Origin of the sequence: Methylobacillus arboreus, from assembly GCF_020532725.1 — a bacterium.
Lineage (GTDB): Bacteria > Pseudomonadota > Gammaproteobacteria > Burkholderiales > Methylophilaceae > Methylobacillus > Methylobacillus arboreus.
Genome location: NZ_JAJAVC010000006.1, coordinates 34,906 through 48,907, shown reverse-complemented (window position 1 = coordinate 48,907; position 14,002 = coordinate 34,906). Strand labels below are relative to the sequence as shown.

General features: G+C 53.7%; 14 protein-coding genes. 5 read left to right on the top strand and 9 right to left on the bottom strand.

The annotated features are described in order from the left end of the window. Window positions 1–12 precede the first annotated feature (12 nt). A complete protein-coding gene (locus tag LG198_RS06335; RefSeq protein ID WP_230342340.1) occupies window positions 13–1,179 on the top strand; it encodes an MFS transporter in 1,167 nt (388 codons plus the stop codon). Next, window positions 1,176–1,823, top strand: coding sequence for a retropepsin-like aspartic protease family protein (locus tag LG198_RS06330; RefSeq protein ID WP_230342339.1), 648 nt, complete (start codon window positions 1,176–1,178; stop codon window positions 1,821–1,823). Before LG198_RS06335 ends, LG198_RS06330 begins: the two co-directional genes overlap by 4 nt. Window positions 1,824–1,895: 72 nt before the next feature. Here LG198_RS06330 and folE2 read toward each other — a convergent pair whose 3' ends face one another. The 5 genes from folE2 to LG198_RS06305 all read right to left on the bottom strand — a co-directional run bounded on the left by folE2 (window position 1,896) and on the right by LG198_RS06305 (window position 6,520). After that, window positions 1,896–2,696, bottom strand: coding sequence for a GTP cyclohydrolase FolE2 (gene folE2, locus LG198_RS06325; protein WP_230342338.1), 801 nt, complete (start codon window positions 2,694–2,696; stop codon window positions 1,896–1,898). A 44-nt stretch (window positions 2,697–2,740) separates the two neighbouring features. After that, window positions 2,741–4,585 carry a 1-deoxy-D-xylulose-5-phosphate synthase gene (gene dxs, locus LG198_RS06320; RefSeq protein WP_230342337.1) on the bottom strand — a complete coding sequence of 615 codons (1,845 nt, stop codon included), beginning with the start codon at window positions 4,583–4,585 and terminating at the stop codon, window positions 2,741–2,743. Window positions 4,586–4,596: 11 nt separating this feature from the next. Beyond that, the gene (locus LG198_RS06315; protein WP_230342336.1) at window positions 4,597–5,487 is read right to left on the bottom strand and encodes a polyprenyl synthetase family protein; all 891 of its coding nucleotides are present in this window, start codon (window positions 5,485–5,487) and stop codon (window positions 4,597–4,599) included. After that, window positions 5,484–5,741 (bottom strand): exodeoxyribonuclease VII small subunit, encoded by a 258-nt coding sequence (locus tag LG198_RS06310; RefSeq protein ID WP_230342335.1) that lies wholly within the window; start codon window positions 5,739–5,741, stop codon window positions 5,484–5,486. The genes LG198_RS06315 and LG198_RS06310 overlap by 4 nt, the downstream gene beginning before the upstream one ends. 110 nt (window positions 5,742–5,851) lie before the next feature. Further along, a complete protein-coding gene (locus LG198_RS06305) occupies window positions 5,852–6,520 on the bottom strand; it encodes an alpha/beta hydrolase (RefSeq protein ID WP_230342334.1) in 669 nt (222 codons plus the stop codon). 138 nt (window positions 6,521–6,658) lie between these two features. Here LG198_RS06305 and LG198_RS06300 point away from each other — a divergent pair, with 138 nt between their 5' ends. Both LG198_RS06300 and LG198_RS06295 read left to right on the top strand, forming a co-directional pair. Continuing rightward, window positions 6,659–8,887 carry a CHASE2 domain-containing protein gene (locus LG198_RS06300; protein ID WP_230342333.1) on the top strand — a complete coding sequence of 743 codons (2,229 nt, stop codon included), beginning with the start codon at window positions 6,659–6,661 and terminating at the stop codon, window positions 8,885–8,887. After that, on the top strand, window positions 8,884–9,648 hold the full coding sequence (locus LG198_RS06295) for an MBL fold metallo-hydrolase (RefSeq protein WP_230342332.1): 765 nt from the start codon (window positions 8,884–8,886) through the stop codon (window positions 9,646–9,648). Before LG198_RS06300 ends, LG198_RS06295 begins: the two co-directional genes overlap by 4 nt. 461 nt (window positions 9,649–10,109) lie before the next feature. Here the strand turns inward: LG198_RS06295 and LG198_RS06290 are convergent, their stop codons facing one another. The 3 genes from LG198_RS06290 to LG198_RS06275 all read right to left on the bottom strand — a co-directional run bounded on the left by LG198_RS06290 (window position 10,110) and on the right by LG198_RS06275 (window position 12,372). Beyond that, window positions 10,110–10,544 carry a pilin gene (locus LG198_RS06290; RefSeq protein ID WP_328484990.1) on the bottom strand — a complete coding sequence of 145 codons (435 nt, stop codon included), beginning with the start codon at window positions 10,542–10,544 and terminating at the stop codon, window positions 10,110–10,112. 236 nt (window positions 10,545–10,780) lie between these two features. Then, a complete protein-coding gene (locus LG198_RS06280; RefSeq protein ID WP_230342331.1) occupies window positions 10,781–11,314 on the bottom strand; it encodes an SRPBCC family protein in 534 nt (177 codons plus the stop codon). Window positions 11,315–11,409: 95 nt separating this feature from the next. Further along, on the bottom strand, window positions 11,410–12,372 hold the full coding sequence (locus tag LG198_RS06275) for a YVTN family beta-propeller repeat protein (RefSeq protein ID WP_230342330.1): 963 nt from the start codon (window positions 12,370–12,372) through the stop codon (window positions 11,410–11,412). 207 nt (window positions 12,373–12,579) lie between these two features. Here LG198_RS06275 and LG198_RS06270 point away from each other — a divergent pair, with 207 nt between their 5' ends. Further along, window positions 12,580–13,098, top strand: a complete 519-nt coding sequence (locus LG198_RS06270) for an RNA pyrophosphohydrolase (protein WP_230342329.1) — start codon at window positions 12,580–12,582, stop codon at window positions 13,096–13,098. Between the two features lie 52 nt (window positions 13,099–13,150). Here the strand turns inward: LG198_RS06270 and asd are convergent, their stop codons facing one another. Continuing rightward, complete coding sequence (gene asd / locus LG198_RS06265) at window positions 13,151–13,999, bottom strand: archaetidylserine decarboxylase (RefSeq protein ID WP_230342328.1); 849 nt, start codon at window positions 13,997–13,999, stop codon at window positions 13,151–13,153. Window positions 14,000–14,002 lie beyond the last annotated feature (3 nt).

Here is a 14,002-nt window from a genome sequence, read left to right as displayed (position 1 = left end):
TACTAAGCCAGCATGAAAGTGCATGCTCCCTTGCCTTATTGGCGCTTGTCCGGCTTTTACTTTGCCTATTTTGGCTTTGTCGGCGCTTTTACCCCGTTCTGGACGTTGTATCTAAAGTCCCTGGCGTTCAGCGCCTTCCAGATCGCCATCCTGATGTCGCTTTTCCAGATTGCCCGCAGTTTCTCACCCAGCCTGTGGGGTTGGGTGGCAGACCATCGCGGGCATCGTGTCCCCATTATCCAATTCTTGGCGGGAGCCAGCTTGCTGGCCTATGTCGGCGTGTTTTTCGGCAATAGTTTTTACTGGCTGTTTGCCATCATGCTGACCTTGAGTTTTTTCTGGAGCGCTTCCTTGCCGTTGATCGAGGCGGTTACCCTAGGCCATCTTGGAGACAGGCTGGACCGTTATGGGCATATCCGGCTCTGGGGCTCTATAGGATTTGTTGTCGCGGTCGTTGGGCTGGGGTATGCCGTGCAATACCTGGGCATGATGGCGTTGCTGTGGGTGATCCTGATCCTGCTGGCTGCCGTCTGGGGCTTGTCATGGCGCCTGGCGGATCCGCTGGTGGCGTTGCAGCATCACGATAGCGATGGTTCCTGGTGGGCAATATTGCGCAGGCGCGAGGTCATTGCGCTGATGGCTGCCTGTTTTGCCATGTCCGCCGCACATGGCGTCTATTACACTTTCTACTCGATCTATCTGGTGGACCACGGTTACAGCAAAGGCATTGTCGGCTGGCTGTGGGGGCTGGGCGTGATGTGCGAGATTATGGTGTTCCTCTACATGCCCAGGCTATTTGCCCTTTTTGGCTTGCGCCGCATTATGCTGACCAGCCTGTTTCTTGCATTTGTACGCTTTTTCGTGATTGGCTGGGCAGTGGATGTCTGGTGGCTGATCGTATTGGCCCAGACGCTGCATGCCGCTACCTTCGGTTCTTATCACGCGGCCGCAGTGGCCTTGACGCATCGCTACTTCAGGGGCAAGCACCAATCCAAGGGGCAGGGCCTTTACACCAGCATCTCCTATGGGGTCGGCGGCACGCTTGGCGCAGTCATCAGCGGGTTTGCCTGGGACAGCATAGGCCCAAGCTGGACATTTACCGCGTCCGCGCTCTGCGCTATGCTCGGCTTTATCTTTTTCATGTTCATGATGCGGGAAGATCAAGGAGAGACAGAATGATGCGGGCATGGATGCTGGTGTTTCTATGGCTCTTACCGATGACGGTGTGGGCAGAAACCCAGGTGAATATTGTCGGCCTGTTCCAAGGCAAGGCCATTATGGCTATCAACGGTGGCAAGCCACGTACGTTGTCGGCAGGGGAAATCAGCCCTGAGGGCATACGCCTGATTGCTGCGAGTAGTGACAAAGCAGTGATCGAGGTGGATGGCGTCAAGCGCGAACTCGGCATGGGCCAGGCGATTGCCTTGCCCAGCAAGGATGCGGTAGCTGGTGGCAGCAGCGTCACCTTATATGCGGATTCCACCGGCCATCATTTTATCGATGGTCATATCAATGGGGCTTCCCTGCGTTTCCTGGTGGATACCGGCGCATCTGCGATTGTCATGAACAGCGGCGATGCGCGTTATGCCAAGATTGATTACAAGCGAGGTACGCCGGTTTCGGTACAAACAGCCAATGGCGTTGCCAATGCCTACAAGGTGGTTATCAATAACGTGCGGCTGAATGGACTGGTGTTGACCCAGGTGGATGGACTGATCATGGAAGGCGGCTCGCCTGCGGTAGTGCTGCTAGGAATGAGTGCGCTCAATCGCGTGGAGATGAAACGCGATGGTATTGCGTTGACATTGACTAAGAAGTATTGAACCTTAAACGCAATAAAAAAAACGGCAGCTTCAAGCTGCCGTTTTTGTTTCTGACTCTTGCTTCGCTAATAATTACTTGCGCTTGTCTTTTTCGATCAGTGCATAAGCAGAGTGGTTGTGGATGGATTCGAAGTTTTCCGATTCCACGGTGTAAGCGACGATTTTTTTCTCTGCATTCAGCTCGGCAGCCACGTCGCGCACGATGTCTTCGACAAACTTGGGGTTGTCGTAGGCGCGCTCGGTGACATATTTTTCATCGGGGCGCTTCAGCAGGCCGTAAACCTCGCAGGAAGCCTGGTCTTCAACCAGGCGGATGATGTCTTCCACCCAGATGAAGTCACTGATCAGGGCAGTGACTGTGACATGTGAGCGCTGGTTGTGCGCACCATAGTCGGAAATCTTCTTCGAACATGGGCACAAGCTGGTGACGGGTACGACGACCTTGACGGTAATGTCGTACTTGCCCTGGTTGATTTCGCCGATGAATGTGACTTCATAGTCAGATAGGCTTTCGACGCCGGAAACCGGGGCGGCCTTGTTGACGAAATAGGGGAATGTCATTTCCACGTGGCCGGACTCCGCATCCAGGCGTTGCACCATGGCGCGCAGGATGCTTTCGAAGGAATCCACGGAAATCTCGCGCTCGTTCATGTTGAGAATCTCAACAAAGCGCGACATGTGCGTGCCCTTGAAGTTATGCGGCAGGAACACGTACATGTTGAAAGTGGCAACGGTGTGCTGGACACCGCCGGTCTTGTCCTTGACCTTGACCGGGTGGCGGATGGATTTGATTCCTACCTTGTCAATGGCAAGCTGCCGGGTGTCCGGGGTATTCTGCACATCTTCAATGGGTGGAATGGAGGGTTGGTTCATGGCGATCCTGAAAACTTAAGTGAATTCGGTAATAGTTGAGTATACTACTTGGTTACTCTTTTCTCAATTGCGGCAGCAATGCCGCTTGCGTTAAGACCACATTCTGCGAGCATGGTTTCATGTACGCCGTGCTCAATAAATGCATCCGGCAGGCCTAGGCATAACACCGGCGTTTCCAGCCCGGATGCTTGCAACGCTTCCATTACTGCCGCACCGGCACCGCCCATGATGGCGTTTTCCTCGATGGTGACGATCAGCTCATGCGTGCTTGCCAGGTTTTTCACCAGTGCTTTGTCAAGCGGTTTGACGAAGCGCATATTGGCGACGGTGGCGCCAAGCTTCTCACCTGCCTCTAATGTGGGCGTTAGCATGCTGCCAAAGGCCAGTATGGCAATCTTGCTGCCCTGCCTGCGGATTTCACCTTTGCCTATTTCAAGCGCCTGCATAGTGCTTGATATTGCCGCCCCCGGGCCGCCACCACGCGGATAGCGTACGGCGGAAGGGCCGTTGTGCTGGTAGGCGGTGTAGAGCATTTGTCTGCATTCGTTCTCATCGCTGGGCGTCATGATGACGATATTGGGGATGCAGCGCAGGTAGCTCAAGTCGAAGCTGCCTGCGTGGGTGGGGCCATCAGCGCCTACCAGTCCGGCACGGTCTATGGCAAACATGACTGGCAGGTTTTGCAGGGCAATATCGTGTATGAACTGGTCGTAGGCACGTTGCAGGAAGGTGGAGTAAATTGCCACGACTGGCTTGAGGCCATCGCACGCCATGCCTGCGGCAAAAGTGAGCGCATGCTGCTCGGCAATGCCGACATCGTAAAAGCGGTCGGGAAACTGCTCGGCAAAGGCATTGAGGCCGGAGCCATCGCACATGGCCGGCGTGATGCCGATCAGGCGTTTATCCTGTTTTGCCATGTCTACCAGCCAGTCGCTGAACACCTGGGTATAGGTTTTCTTGCCGGCCTGGGCGATCGAGCAGCCATTGCTCGGGTCAAACTTGCCAACGCCGTGGTATTTGCCCGGATTGTCTTCAGCCGGCTGGTAGCCATGGCCTTTCTGTGTGGCGATGTGCAGGAACTGCGGGCCCTTGAGTTCGCGGATATTGCCCAGGGTGGCGATCAGTACATCAATGTCATGGCCATCAATCGGACCAATGTAATTGAAGCCGAATTCCTCGAACAATGTGCCGGGCGTCACCATGCCTTTGACATGCTCTTCTGCACGCTTGGCAAATTCGCGCACAGGCGGCACGACACCCAGCATTTTCTCCCCTGAGCGGCGCATCGTGGTGTACAGTGGCCCTGAAAGCAGCTTGGCGAGATAGTTGGTGAGTGCACCTACATTAGGGGAAATCGACATGTCATTGTCGTTGAGGATCACCAGCAGATTGGCATCCATTGCACCCGCATTGTTGAGCGCTTCAAACGCCATGCCTGCCGTCATCGCGCCATCGCCGATGATGGCGATCGAGTGGCGGTCGGAGCCGGTTTTCTGTGCAGCGATGGCCATGCCCAGCGCAGCGGAGATGGAGGTGCTGGAGTGGCCAGTGCCAAAAGTGTCGTAGATGCTTTCATCCCGGCGCGGGAAGCCGGCAATACCGCCAGGCTTGCGCAGGCTGCTCATGGCTTCACGGCGGCCTGTCAATATCTTGTGAGGATAGGTTTGGTGTCCCACATCCCAGACTATGCGGTCTTCAGGTGTGCTGAACACATAGTGCAGGGCAATGGTGAGCTCTACCACACCAAGGTTTGAGGACAGGTGTCCACCGGTCTGCGCCACGCTGTTGACGAGAAAACCACGCAGTTGCTCTGCGAGCGTATGCAGTTCCCTGCGGTCCAGCTTGCGCAGTTGCTCGGGTGAATTGATGCTTTCTAGCAGTTCATACATGGCTTGCCCGCTCAAAAGCTGCGTTGGGTAATGAAATTGGCAACTTGCTTCAATTGATTGGCTGCTTCTCCATAAGGCGCAAGTGGTGCGAGTGCATTGTCGAGCAGTTCCTGTGCCAGTTGCTTGGCGCGGTCTATGCCGAGGATGGTGACATAGGTCGGCTTGTCGCTTTCCGCATCCTTGCCTGCGGTTTTACCCAAGGTCTCGCTATCGGCCTCGGCATCAAGGATATCGTCCACTACCTGGAAAGCCAGTCCGATGGACTGGGCATAGTGGTCTATCGCCTGTAGCTGCTCCTGGTTCAGATCATCCGCACACTGTGCCCCCAGCAGGGCTGCTGCACGAATCAGCGCGCCGGTTTTGTGGATATGCATATATTCCAGTTCAGTCTGGTCAAGTGCCTTGCCTACGCTGGCAAGGTCAATGGCCTGGCCGCCTGCCATGCCGCGCGAACCGCTGGCAATGGCGAGCAGGCTGACCATTTCCAGCTGGCGTCCAGGGTCGTTGCATAATCCGGATGTGGCAAGGGATTGGAATGCCAGTGTTTGCAATGCATCGCCTACCAGGAGCGCCGTCGCATCATCATACTGTTTGTGGCAGGAAGGTTTGCCACGGCGCAAGTCGTCATCGTCCATACAGGGCATGTCATCATGCACGAGGGAGTATGCATGGATCAGCTCTACAGCAGCAGCAGCGACATCCACTTTTTCCGGGTTGGCGCCGCATAGTTCGCCTGCTGCATGCGCCAGCAATGCGCGCACGCGCTTGCCTCCGCCCAGCACCGCATAGCGCATGGCTTCATGCAGGCGGTCGGGAGCAATGTTGGAGGCTGGCAGGAGGGTATCCAGTACTTGTTCCATCCGTTGTTGGGTATGGCGGGCCCAGCTTTGAAAATCGGTCATTTAGTGTCGGTGTAGGTTTGTAGCTGGTTGGATTCGTTGAGGATGCGCACTTGTTGCTCAACCTCGGCCAGTGACTTCTGGCAATGTTGCAGTAACTCGGAACCGCGCTTGTAAGCGGCCAGGGATTGTTCAAGCGGCAGTTGGCCGGACTCGATCTGTGCGACCAGGCTTTCCAGCTCTGTCATGGCATTTTCAAAGCTCATGGCTTCGAACATGCTGGTCTGCTGGTCGTCAGCTTTGGTTTTTTTACTCATAGATACGACCGTTGCAGGGGCATGTCAAACAACTTGGTCAAGCTGATGTGCTCCCTGCGTTATTGAAAATAATGCGCTATTTTACGACGATCTGCCCCTGTAAACCATGATTAAGTTAATGATAAGCCCAAGTGCTGCTGCATGAAGCGGCGGATATCGTCGATTTCCTCTATGCAAACCGAGTGCGGCATCGGGTATTCATGCAGCTCCAGCGCGTAGCCCAGGCCTTGTAATACCTGGGCGGAGGCATGATGGCGGCTTAGCGGAATAATGTTGTCCTGTGTGCCATGCGCCATGAATATGGGAGTGGCTTGATTGGCGGCATGCCGCCCTGTGGGCAGGCTGTCAGCCAGCGGCAGGTAGGTGGAAAGTGCCAGTGCCCCGGCCAGTGGCGCTTGATGGCGTAGCGCCGTGTGCAGTGCAATTGCGCCGCCCTGTGAAAACCCGACCAGCATAATGTGCTGGCTCGAAATGCCGCGCTCTATTTCATGGGCAATCAGTGCTTCAATTTGCTGCTGTGTGGCATGAATGCCATCGGCATCCTGCCTGGAGCCCGGTTCAAAGCTGTAAATGTCATACCACGCGCGCATTTCATAACCCTGATTGACAGTGACGGGCAGGACGGGGGCGTGTGGCAGAATGAAGCGGGTATGCGGCAAGGCCAGTTCCCGTACCACCGGGGCGAAGTCATAGCCATCGGCGCCTAGGCCATGCAACCAGATGACGCTGTTATGAATGGGGTCGCTGAAGGATATTTCAACAAAATCAAGTAAAGACATACTGCCTACGTTTGGCAAAAGCAATATTCTGCCATGGTCTCGATGGTCTAGGGCCTGTTCCTGTGCATTACTTTTGCGATATGCTTCTGATAAATCATGGGTTTTTAACTCAAAAACATATTATAAATTCATTCCCACATGCGCCTTTCTCGTCTTGTTTCCCATTCACAGATTCGTATATTGCTTGGCCTATTGGTGGCCGGCATCCTGCTGGGGCATACAGCAGGGCTGATAAACCTGGGCTTTGTGCATAGCCTGGAGCATTTTGCCTACGATGCCAAATTGCAGCTATTGATGCCGGGCGGACAGGATGATCGCATCGTGATTGTGGATATTGATGAAAGCAGCCTGCAACAGGAAGGGCATTGGCCCTGGAGCCGTCACAAGCTTGCACATTTGCTGGATCGCCTGTTTGATGAATATCAGGCCAAAGTTGTGGCGTTTGATGTGGTGTTTGCTGAAAAAGATGAAAGCTCCGGCCTGGCAAACCTGCAAAGAATCCGGCAAGCGAAACTCAACCATCAGCCGGAGATTGCAAAGGTTGTAGAAGCATTGGAGGCAGAGCTGGATTATGACCAGCAGTTTGCCCACAGCGTGCAGGGGCGCAATGTCGTGCTGGGCTATTACTTCCGGCATGAGCGCAGCAATGTCCAGCACAACATTGGTAAGCTGCCACCGCCCGTCATGGCTGCGGATATGCTTGCCGGCCGTGATATTACCCCGCTGCATGCCATCGGTTATGGCGCCAACCTGCCGCTGTTGCAGCAGCAGGTGCGTGTTGCCGGACATTTCAATCCAGACCCTGACGGCGACGGCGTTACCCGGCGCATTCCCCTGCTGGTGCAGTTCCAAGATGGCGTGTATGAAGCATTGTCACTGGCCGTGGCGCGCCAGGCATTGGGTGGCGTGGAGATTACGCCTGGCTTTGTCTATGCCAGAAGCTATGCGGGAATGGAATGGCTGCAGCTCGGCCACAGAAAAATCCCGGTTGATGCCGCCCTCAGTGCCTTGATTCCCTATCGCGGACGGCAGGGTAGCTTCCCTTATGTGTCGGCCGTTGATGTGTTGCATGGCAAGGTATCCCAACACTTGCTCAGGGGTCGCATCGTCTTGATCGGCACCACTGCGCCAGGGCTGATGGATTTGCGCGCCACCCCGGTGCAGAGCGTGTATCCCGGCGTTGAGATTCACGCCAATATGATTGCAGGCATATTGGACGGCAGCATCAAGCAGCATCCTGCTTATACCATCGCTGCAGAATGTCTGTTGTTACTTATCCTGGGTGTGTGGCTAGCTTGTTTGCTGCCACGATTGAGCCCCTTGTCTTCGACTATCCTGGTTGCGGCCCTGTTGGGTTTATCTGTGCTTGCCAACCTCATGTTCTGGCAAGCTGGATTTGTGCTGCCATTAGCTTCTACCTTGTTGCTACTTGTGCTGGTTTATATGCTCAATATGAGCTATGGCTATTTCATTGAGTCGCGCAGCAAGCGGCATTTAGCGCAACTGTTCGGTCAGTATGTGCCGCCGGAGCTGGTGGCTGAAATGGCAGACAGGCCGCAGCAGTTTGGGCTGGAAGGTGAAAGCCGCGAGCTCACGATATTGTTTTGCGATATCCGCGGATTCACGACGATCTCCGAGTCGCTGGATCCGCAAACGCTGGGCAAGCTGATGAATGAATATCTCACCGTCATGACCCGTGTCATTCACCAGCATCGCGGCACCATAGACAAATACATGGGAGATGCCATCATGGCATTCTGGGGCGCGCCACTGGCAGATGCCGAACATCCAGGCAATGCCGTCAATGCGGCATTGGGCATGGTACAGGCACTCAAGGAGCTGAATACCGGCTTCAAGCAGAAGGGGTGGCCCAAACTGGAAATAGGCATGGGATTGAATAGCGGGGAAATGACTGTCGGCAACATGGGTTCGGAGTTCCGCATGGCGTATACCGTGCTGGGAGATGCCGTCAACCTGGGCGCGCGGCTGGAAGGGTTAAGCGAATATTATGGCGAACCGGTGATTGTGAGCGAGAGCACTGTCCGGCAAGCCGGTCAATATCATTATCGCGAGCTTGATCTGGTACGTGTTAAGGGGAAAGATACGCCTGTGCGGATTTATGCGCCTGTCCCATTTGGGGATGCTGTCCTGGCACAGGAACTAGCGCAATATGAGGCAGCATTAATCCTCTATCGCCAGCAACATTGGATTCAAGCCGGCAAGTCATTCAACGCATTGCAGACTGCCTATGGAGAGCGCAGAATCTATAGCATTTATATTGAGCGGATTGCTTATTTCAGCATGCATGCGCCAGCAATGGACTGGGATGCGGTATTCAACTTTGAAAACAAGCGGGGAGCAGCATGATTGTCCGGGTTCTTGGTTGTGACGGCGGTATAGGTTTGGGCCTGCGTACCACCTCCTTGCTGGTGGATGATGACATCCTCATTGATGCCGGCACCGGCGTGGGCGATCTCACGCTTGAGCAATTGGTGGACATTGACCATGTATTTTTGACACATTCCCACCTGGACCATGTCGCATTCCTGCCGCTTCTATTGGATGCTGTTGCCGGACAGCGTGATCAGCCTGTGACGGTACATGCCTTGCCGGAAACCATCGCCAGCCTGAAAGCGCACCTGTTCAACTGGCATATCTGGCCTGACTTCAGCCAGATACCTACCCCAGAGCAACCCCTGCTGCAATATGCCCCGGTGGCAGTGGGCGAAGCCATTACGCTGGGTGGCAGGCGTATTGTTGCCCTGCCTGCCAACCACACCGTGCCTGCCGTGGGGTATTTGTTGGATAGCGGTGAAGGCAGCCTGGCATTTACCGGGGATACCACCAGCTGCAATGAGTTCTGGCAAGCGGTGAACCAGGCGAACAATCTGTGCCACCTCATCGTTGAAGCCTCGTTCACCAATGCCGAGATCGCACTGGCACTGGTTTCTCACCATTATTGCCCGGTATTGCTGCTGACTGGGCTGGATCAATTCAAGTCCAGTCCTCAGGTCTGGATCACGCATCTGAAGCCGGGTGAAGGGGAAGCCATCATGCGGGAGATCGATGCTGCCAGGCATCCTTTGGCGCCGCAGGCATTGCAGCATGGGCAGGTTTTGAGTGTCTGATCTCTTTCCTCACATTGTTTTGTCATCCCGGCCTAGGAACTGGGATCTCGTAGTGCTCAGGAATGCTTCTGATATGACATGAAGTCCGGCATGGACCCGCCTCTTGTTATTCCAGCCCCCGAGCCGGAATCTTGTGGGTATGCAGGAGTGCAACTACACATCGGGTCTCTGCCCTGCATGGCAATGAAAGTAGGTGGCCAGAAGATAGTGACAAAAAGAAATAGGAGACAAGTCAATCTTGATTTTGTCTCCTGTGAAAGATGGTACTTCATGTGATGCAATACCCGTTGTTATTGCGCCTTTGTTGGATTTACCCTTACCAGATAGTTTGGATGGTACTTTTTAGTACTTGAAAATATGCACTTAAGCCAGAGATTAAGTTTAAAAGGTTGTGAATGTAAATCTCGCCTAGAATAAAAAACCCGCTAAAGTAGCGGGTTTGATAAGTTTTTTTATTAATATTATGGAGTTGCAGGGGCTGCAGCACCTTGGCAAGATTTTGGAGAGTACTTAGTTTTTGCATCCCCAGCAAGGTCGCTATCGCAAGTCCAAGCGCCTGTAGCAGCTGCGCGGGTAAGTGTAATGGTTCTACCATTAACTTGGGAGGGTGCATTTGCAATGACGCATGTAAGAGTCGTACCTGATACTCCAATAGGTCCGCAGTTCGAAGTGGTTGTAGAAGGAATATTCAAGTTTGCAACGGATGGTGTTTCGCCGTCGTTTGCTATCAATTCAAAACCTGTTTTATAACCTGCTATTTCAGATAGGCCGGCTGTGAATTTAGCTTTGGCCTGATAGTCAGAATAGGCCGGAATTGCCACTGCCGCCAAAATACCAATAATCGCAACCACGATCATCAGTTCTATCAGCGTAAAACCTTGTTGTACTTTTTTCATTATTAAACCCCTTTTAGTTGAGTTGAGTTTGGTATTTGCGGCATGGAGGAGTGCCGCATGTCTTGCTTCTCGCAATGGCTGTGCCAACTTTTTGGGGAGGTTGGTTACTTATTGAATTTTAATGGTTTTATTTTTTATAAAATAAAAAAGCGGAGTTTGTGCTCCGCTTTTTGTTGGCTTTTGACTGACAATTTTTGTCAGTAGGTGACAAGCCTGGGTAGGGTTGCTTGAGGTTTTTATTTACCTTCGGCAACCTTTTTCAGGTTTTCCAGCCCCGTGTCATACATGCCATTCACTGCGTCTAGGGCGGATTTGTCATCCTGGCCTGGAGGGATAGGTGGGTTAAGCTTATAAACACGGTAGAAGCGGCCCAGCCACTTCACTTCGCTCTTGCCGCCGTCTGCAGCCTTGACGCTGATGGTGGAGTAGTAGTCTGCCACAGGCAGTACACCTTCAATGATGCCGTACTTGAGCTGTTTGCTGTCTTCATCCAGGCTCTTGAGGTTTTCAAGGATGGTGCCGCCGCCCTTGAGCGTCAGCAGGCGCAAGGTTTCTTCTTCGCCAGCTTCATTTTTCTTTGTCTCAAGCTTGGTGCTTTCAACTGCCGGGTGCCATTTCTGCCAGTTGCCGAAGTCCTTGACCAGTGCCCAGACTTTGTCGGGACTAGCGTCGATGGTGATGGTTTTTTCTACCTTCTGTGGTGCGGGGCCGTGGGCTGCAGCGCTAAACGGCAGCAAGCCGATGGCTAAGAGTGCGAGTATCTTCTTCATCTATGTTTCTCCATGTTTTTGCAAGTTATAAAAGTGGAACCGTCAATGTGCTGGCCTGCTGTTGGCAGCGGGTCAGCATACTAAGCAGTTCCTGATCAATGTGACGTCTTGTTGAGTATGAACTGTCCGAACGCCCGGCTTTGCTTGCCTGTCGGGATGTCCTGGATATGTTTATGACTGCTGGCGTCTATCACTGAAACCGAGTTGTCAAACCAGTTGGCAACGTAAATACGGTTGGTGGAAGCATCGTAGTTGATGCCTTCCGGGAAACCGCCGACGCGAATCTTGGCGGTTTCCTTGTTTTGTTCCAGGTCCAGTACCGAAACGGTGTCGGCCTGGGTATTGGTGACATAGGCATAACGGCTGTCTGGACTCACCGTGACGCAATAGGGGTGTTCGCCTACGGCAATGGTGCGCGACTCAAGATTGTCCAGGTTGATAACAGACAGGCTGTTGGCGTAGACATTGACGACGAAGAGTTGTTTGCCATCCGGCCCGAGTGTTACACCAAATGGGTGTTCGCCAGTGGCAACGCGTTGCAGGATTTTGAGCGATTGCGTGTCGATAATCGCCAGGTCGTTGCTGTCGCGGTTGGCAACGTAGAGTTTGCTGCCATCCTGGCTGATGACGATGCCTGCGGGTGCCTTGCCGATGCTGACTTCACGGCGCTGCTCGGTATCGGCGGTGTCAATGGCCAGCACGCGGTTATCGTTCCAGTCGGCGACGTAAAGTGTCTTGCTGTCGGGTGAGAGTGCAATGCCCACGGGTGAGCCGGGGATGGCGATGGTGTCCACAACTTCATATTTCTTGCTGTCTATGACTGAAACCGAGTGGCCGTCGACATTGCTGATATAGACCCTGCCCAGGCTGGCGGATGCGGTAACGCCAACAGGCGCCTTGCCTACTGCGATGGTGGCAATGATGCTGTGGTCTGCAAGGTTGATGACGGAAACGGTGTTTTCACCCTGGTTGGTGATATATGCCTCGTTTGCCTGTGCCAGCAAGGAAAAAGCCAGAAAAACTAAGAAGCTGCTGAAAATACGGATGGTGTGTTTCACTGTCTATCAGGTTTCTGCCAATAATTAAGGTAACGCGTATACGCTGCCACAGGTTGACTTGGCAGTATACGGGTGTGCTGTAAACAGCGTCAAGGCTGGATTTCTCCTGGATTTTCTGGGATTTGACGGATCAGGCGGTGGTTCGCTTAGCTTTCAATCTTAGGCGAAATATGGAAGAATTACGACAAATTATAGAGGTATGTTGTCATGATAGATCGGGATGGATATCGCCCGAATGTCGGCATTATTTTATGTAATGCTCGCAATCAGGTGTTTTGGGGTAAGCGCATCCGTGAACACTCTTGGCAGTTTCCGCAAGGCGGGATCAAGTATGGCGAAAGCCCTGAGCAGGCCATGTACCGCGAATTGATGGAGGAGGTCGGGTTGCGTCCCGAGCATGTCAAAATCCTGGGCCGTACCCGGGATTGGCTGCGTTACGATGTGCCTACCAACTGGATCAAGCGCGAATGGCGTGGCAGTTACAAGGGCCAGAAGCAGATATGGTTCCTGCTCCGGCTGGTGGGGCGTGATAGCGATGTGTCATTGCGTGCCAGCACGCACCCGGAGTTTGATGCCTGGCGCTGGAGTGATTACTGGGTTGCTATGGATGCCGTTATTGAGTTCAAGCGTGATGTTTATCGTATGGCGCTAAAAGAGCTGTCCTCTCATCTGGCGGATCGTCGGCGCGTGCGCGTGGCAGAAAAACTGGACCAGTCAGTGCGTTGATTTGCCTTGGGAGATTCTGGCGTCAGGCCGGAATCTCCTTTCCCATTTTATTTCAATCTTGTTGTGCCATTGCCTCACCCAGGGACACAGCCCGCAACGGGTGCCAGCCAGCCTGGAATGTTAGCCGGGCCGTTTCCGGATAGAGCAACACCACAGTGGACCCTAGCAAGAAGCGCCCCATTTCCTCACCTTGTTTCAAGTGAATGTCCTGGTCATGGTAGTGCCAAGTCTGGATTTTCCCCGGACGCGGCGGGTTGACGATGCCGTGCCATACGGTTGCCATGCTGCCAACGATGGTGGCGCCTACCAGTACCAGCACAAACTTGCCTTCGCCATGCGCAAATTCGCACACCACGCGCTCATTGCGGGCGAATAGCCCGGGCACGTGTTCTGCAGTCACCGGGTTGACGGAAAACAGGTCGCCGGGCACATAGGTCATGGAAAGCAGCTTGCCGTCGCAAGGCATGTGAATGCGGTGGTAATCGCGGGGGCTCAGGTAGATGGTGGCAAAATGACCATTTTCGTAGGTCTTAGCCATCGCAGTATTGCCAGCCAGTAATGCAGTGGTCGAGTATCGGTGGCCTTTTGCCTGAAAAATCTGATCTTTATCGATACAGCCGAACTGACTGATGGCGCCATCGACAGGGCAGATTTGCGTTGCATCGGCCAGCGGCCGTGCACCGGGCTTCAATGCCCGGGTAAAGAAGTCATTGAAGCTGGCATAGCTGGTAATGTCGGGGTTCACCGCTTCGAGCATATTGACCCGGTAGCGTTTGGCAAACCAGCGGATAACGGCGGTGGTGAGCCACCCAGCACGCAGGTGGGCAAGTTTGCCAGCTAATGCGGTCAATGCGATTTTAGGAATCAAGTATTGCAGTTTGACGGAACAGGGTTTTGACACACA

Excerpts from the sequence above, each read along its gene's own strand:
- dxs (WP_230342337.1), bottom strand. The coding sequence starts at position 4,585 with ATGTATGAACTGCTAGAAAGCATCAATTCACCCGAGCAACTGCGCAAG.
- LG198_RS06270 (WP_230342329.1), top strand. The coding sequence starts at position 12,580 with ATGATAGATCGGGATGGATATCGCCCGAATGTCGGCATTATTTTATGT.
- LG198_RS06310 (WP_230342335.1), bottom strand. The coding sequence starts at position 5,741 with ATGAGTAAAAAAACCAAAGCTGACGACCAGCAGACCAGCATGTTCGAA.
- LG198_RS06295 (WP_230342332.1), top strand. The coding sequence starts at position 8,884 with ATGATTGTCCGGGTTCTTGGTTGTGACGGCGGTATAGGTTTGGGCCTG.
- LG198_RS06290 (WP_328484990.1), bottom strand. The coding sequence starts at position 10,544 with ATGAAAAAAGTACAACAAGGTTTTACGCTGATAGAACTGATGATCGTG.
- folE2 (WP_230342338.1), bottom strand. The coding sequence starts at position 2,696 with ATGAACCAACCCTCCATTCCACCCATTGAAGATGTGCAGAATACCCCG.
- LG198_RS06305 (WP_230342334.1), bottom strand. The coding sequence starts at position 6,520 with ATGTCTTTACTTGATTTTGTTGAAATATCCTTCAGCGACCCCATTCAT.
- LG198_RS06280 (WP_230342331.1), bottom strand. The coding sequence starts at position 11,314 with ATGAAGAAGATACTCGCACTCTTAGCCATCGGCTTGCTGCCGTTTAGC.
- LG198_RS06315 (WP_230342336.1), bottom strand. The coding sequence starts at position 5,487 with ATGACCGATTTTCAAAGCTGGGCCCGCCATACCCAACAACGGATGGAA.
- LG198_RS06335 (WP_230342340.1), top strand. The coding sequence starts at position 13 with ATGAAAGTGCATGCTCCCTTGCCTTATTGGCGCTTGTCCGGCTTTTAC.
- LG198_RS06300 (WP_230342333.1), top strand. The coding sequence starts at position 6,659 with ATGCGCCTTTCTCGTCTTGTTTCCCATTCACAGATTCGTATATTGCTT.
- LG198_RS06330 (WP_230342339.1), top strand. The coding sequence starts at position 1,176 with ATGATGCGGGCATGGATGCTGGTGTTTCTATGGCTCTTACCGATGACG.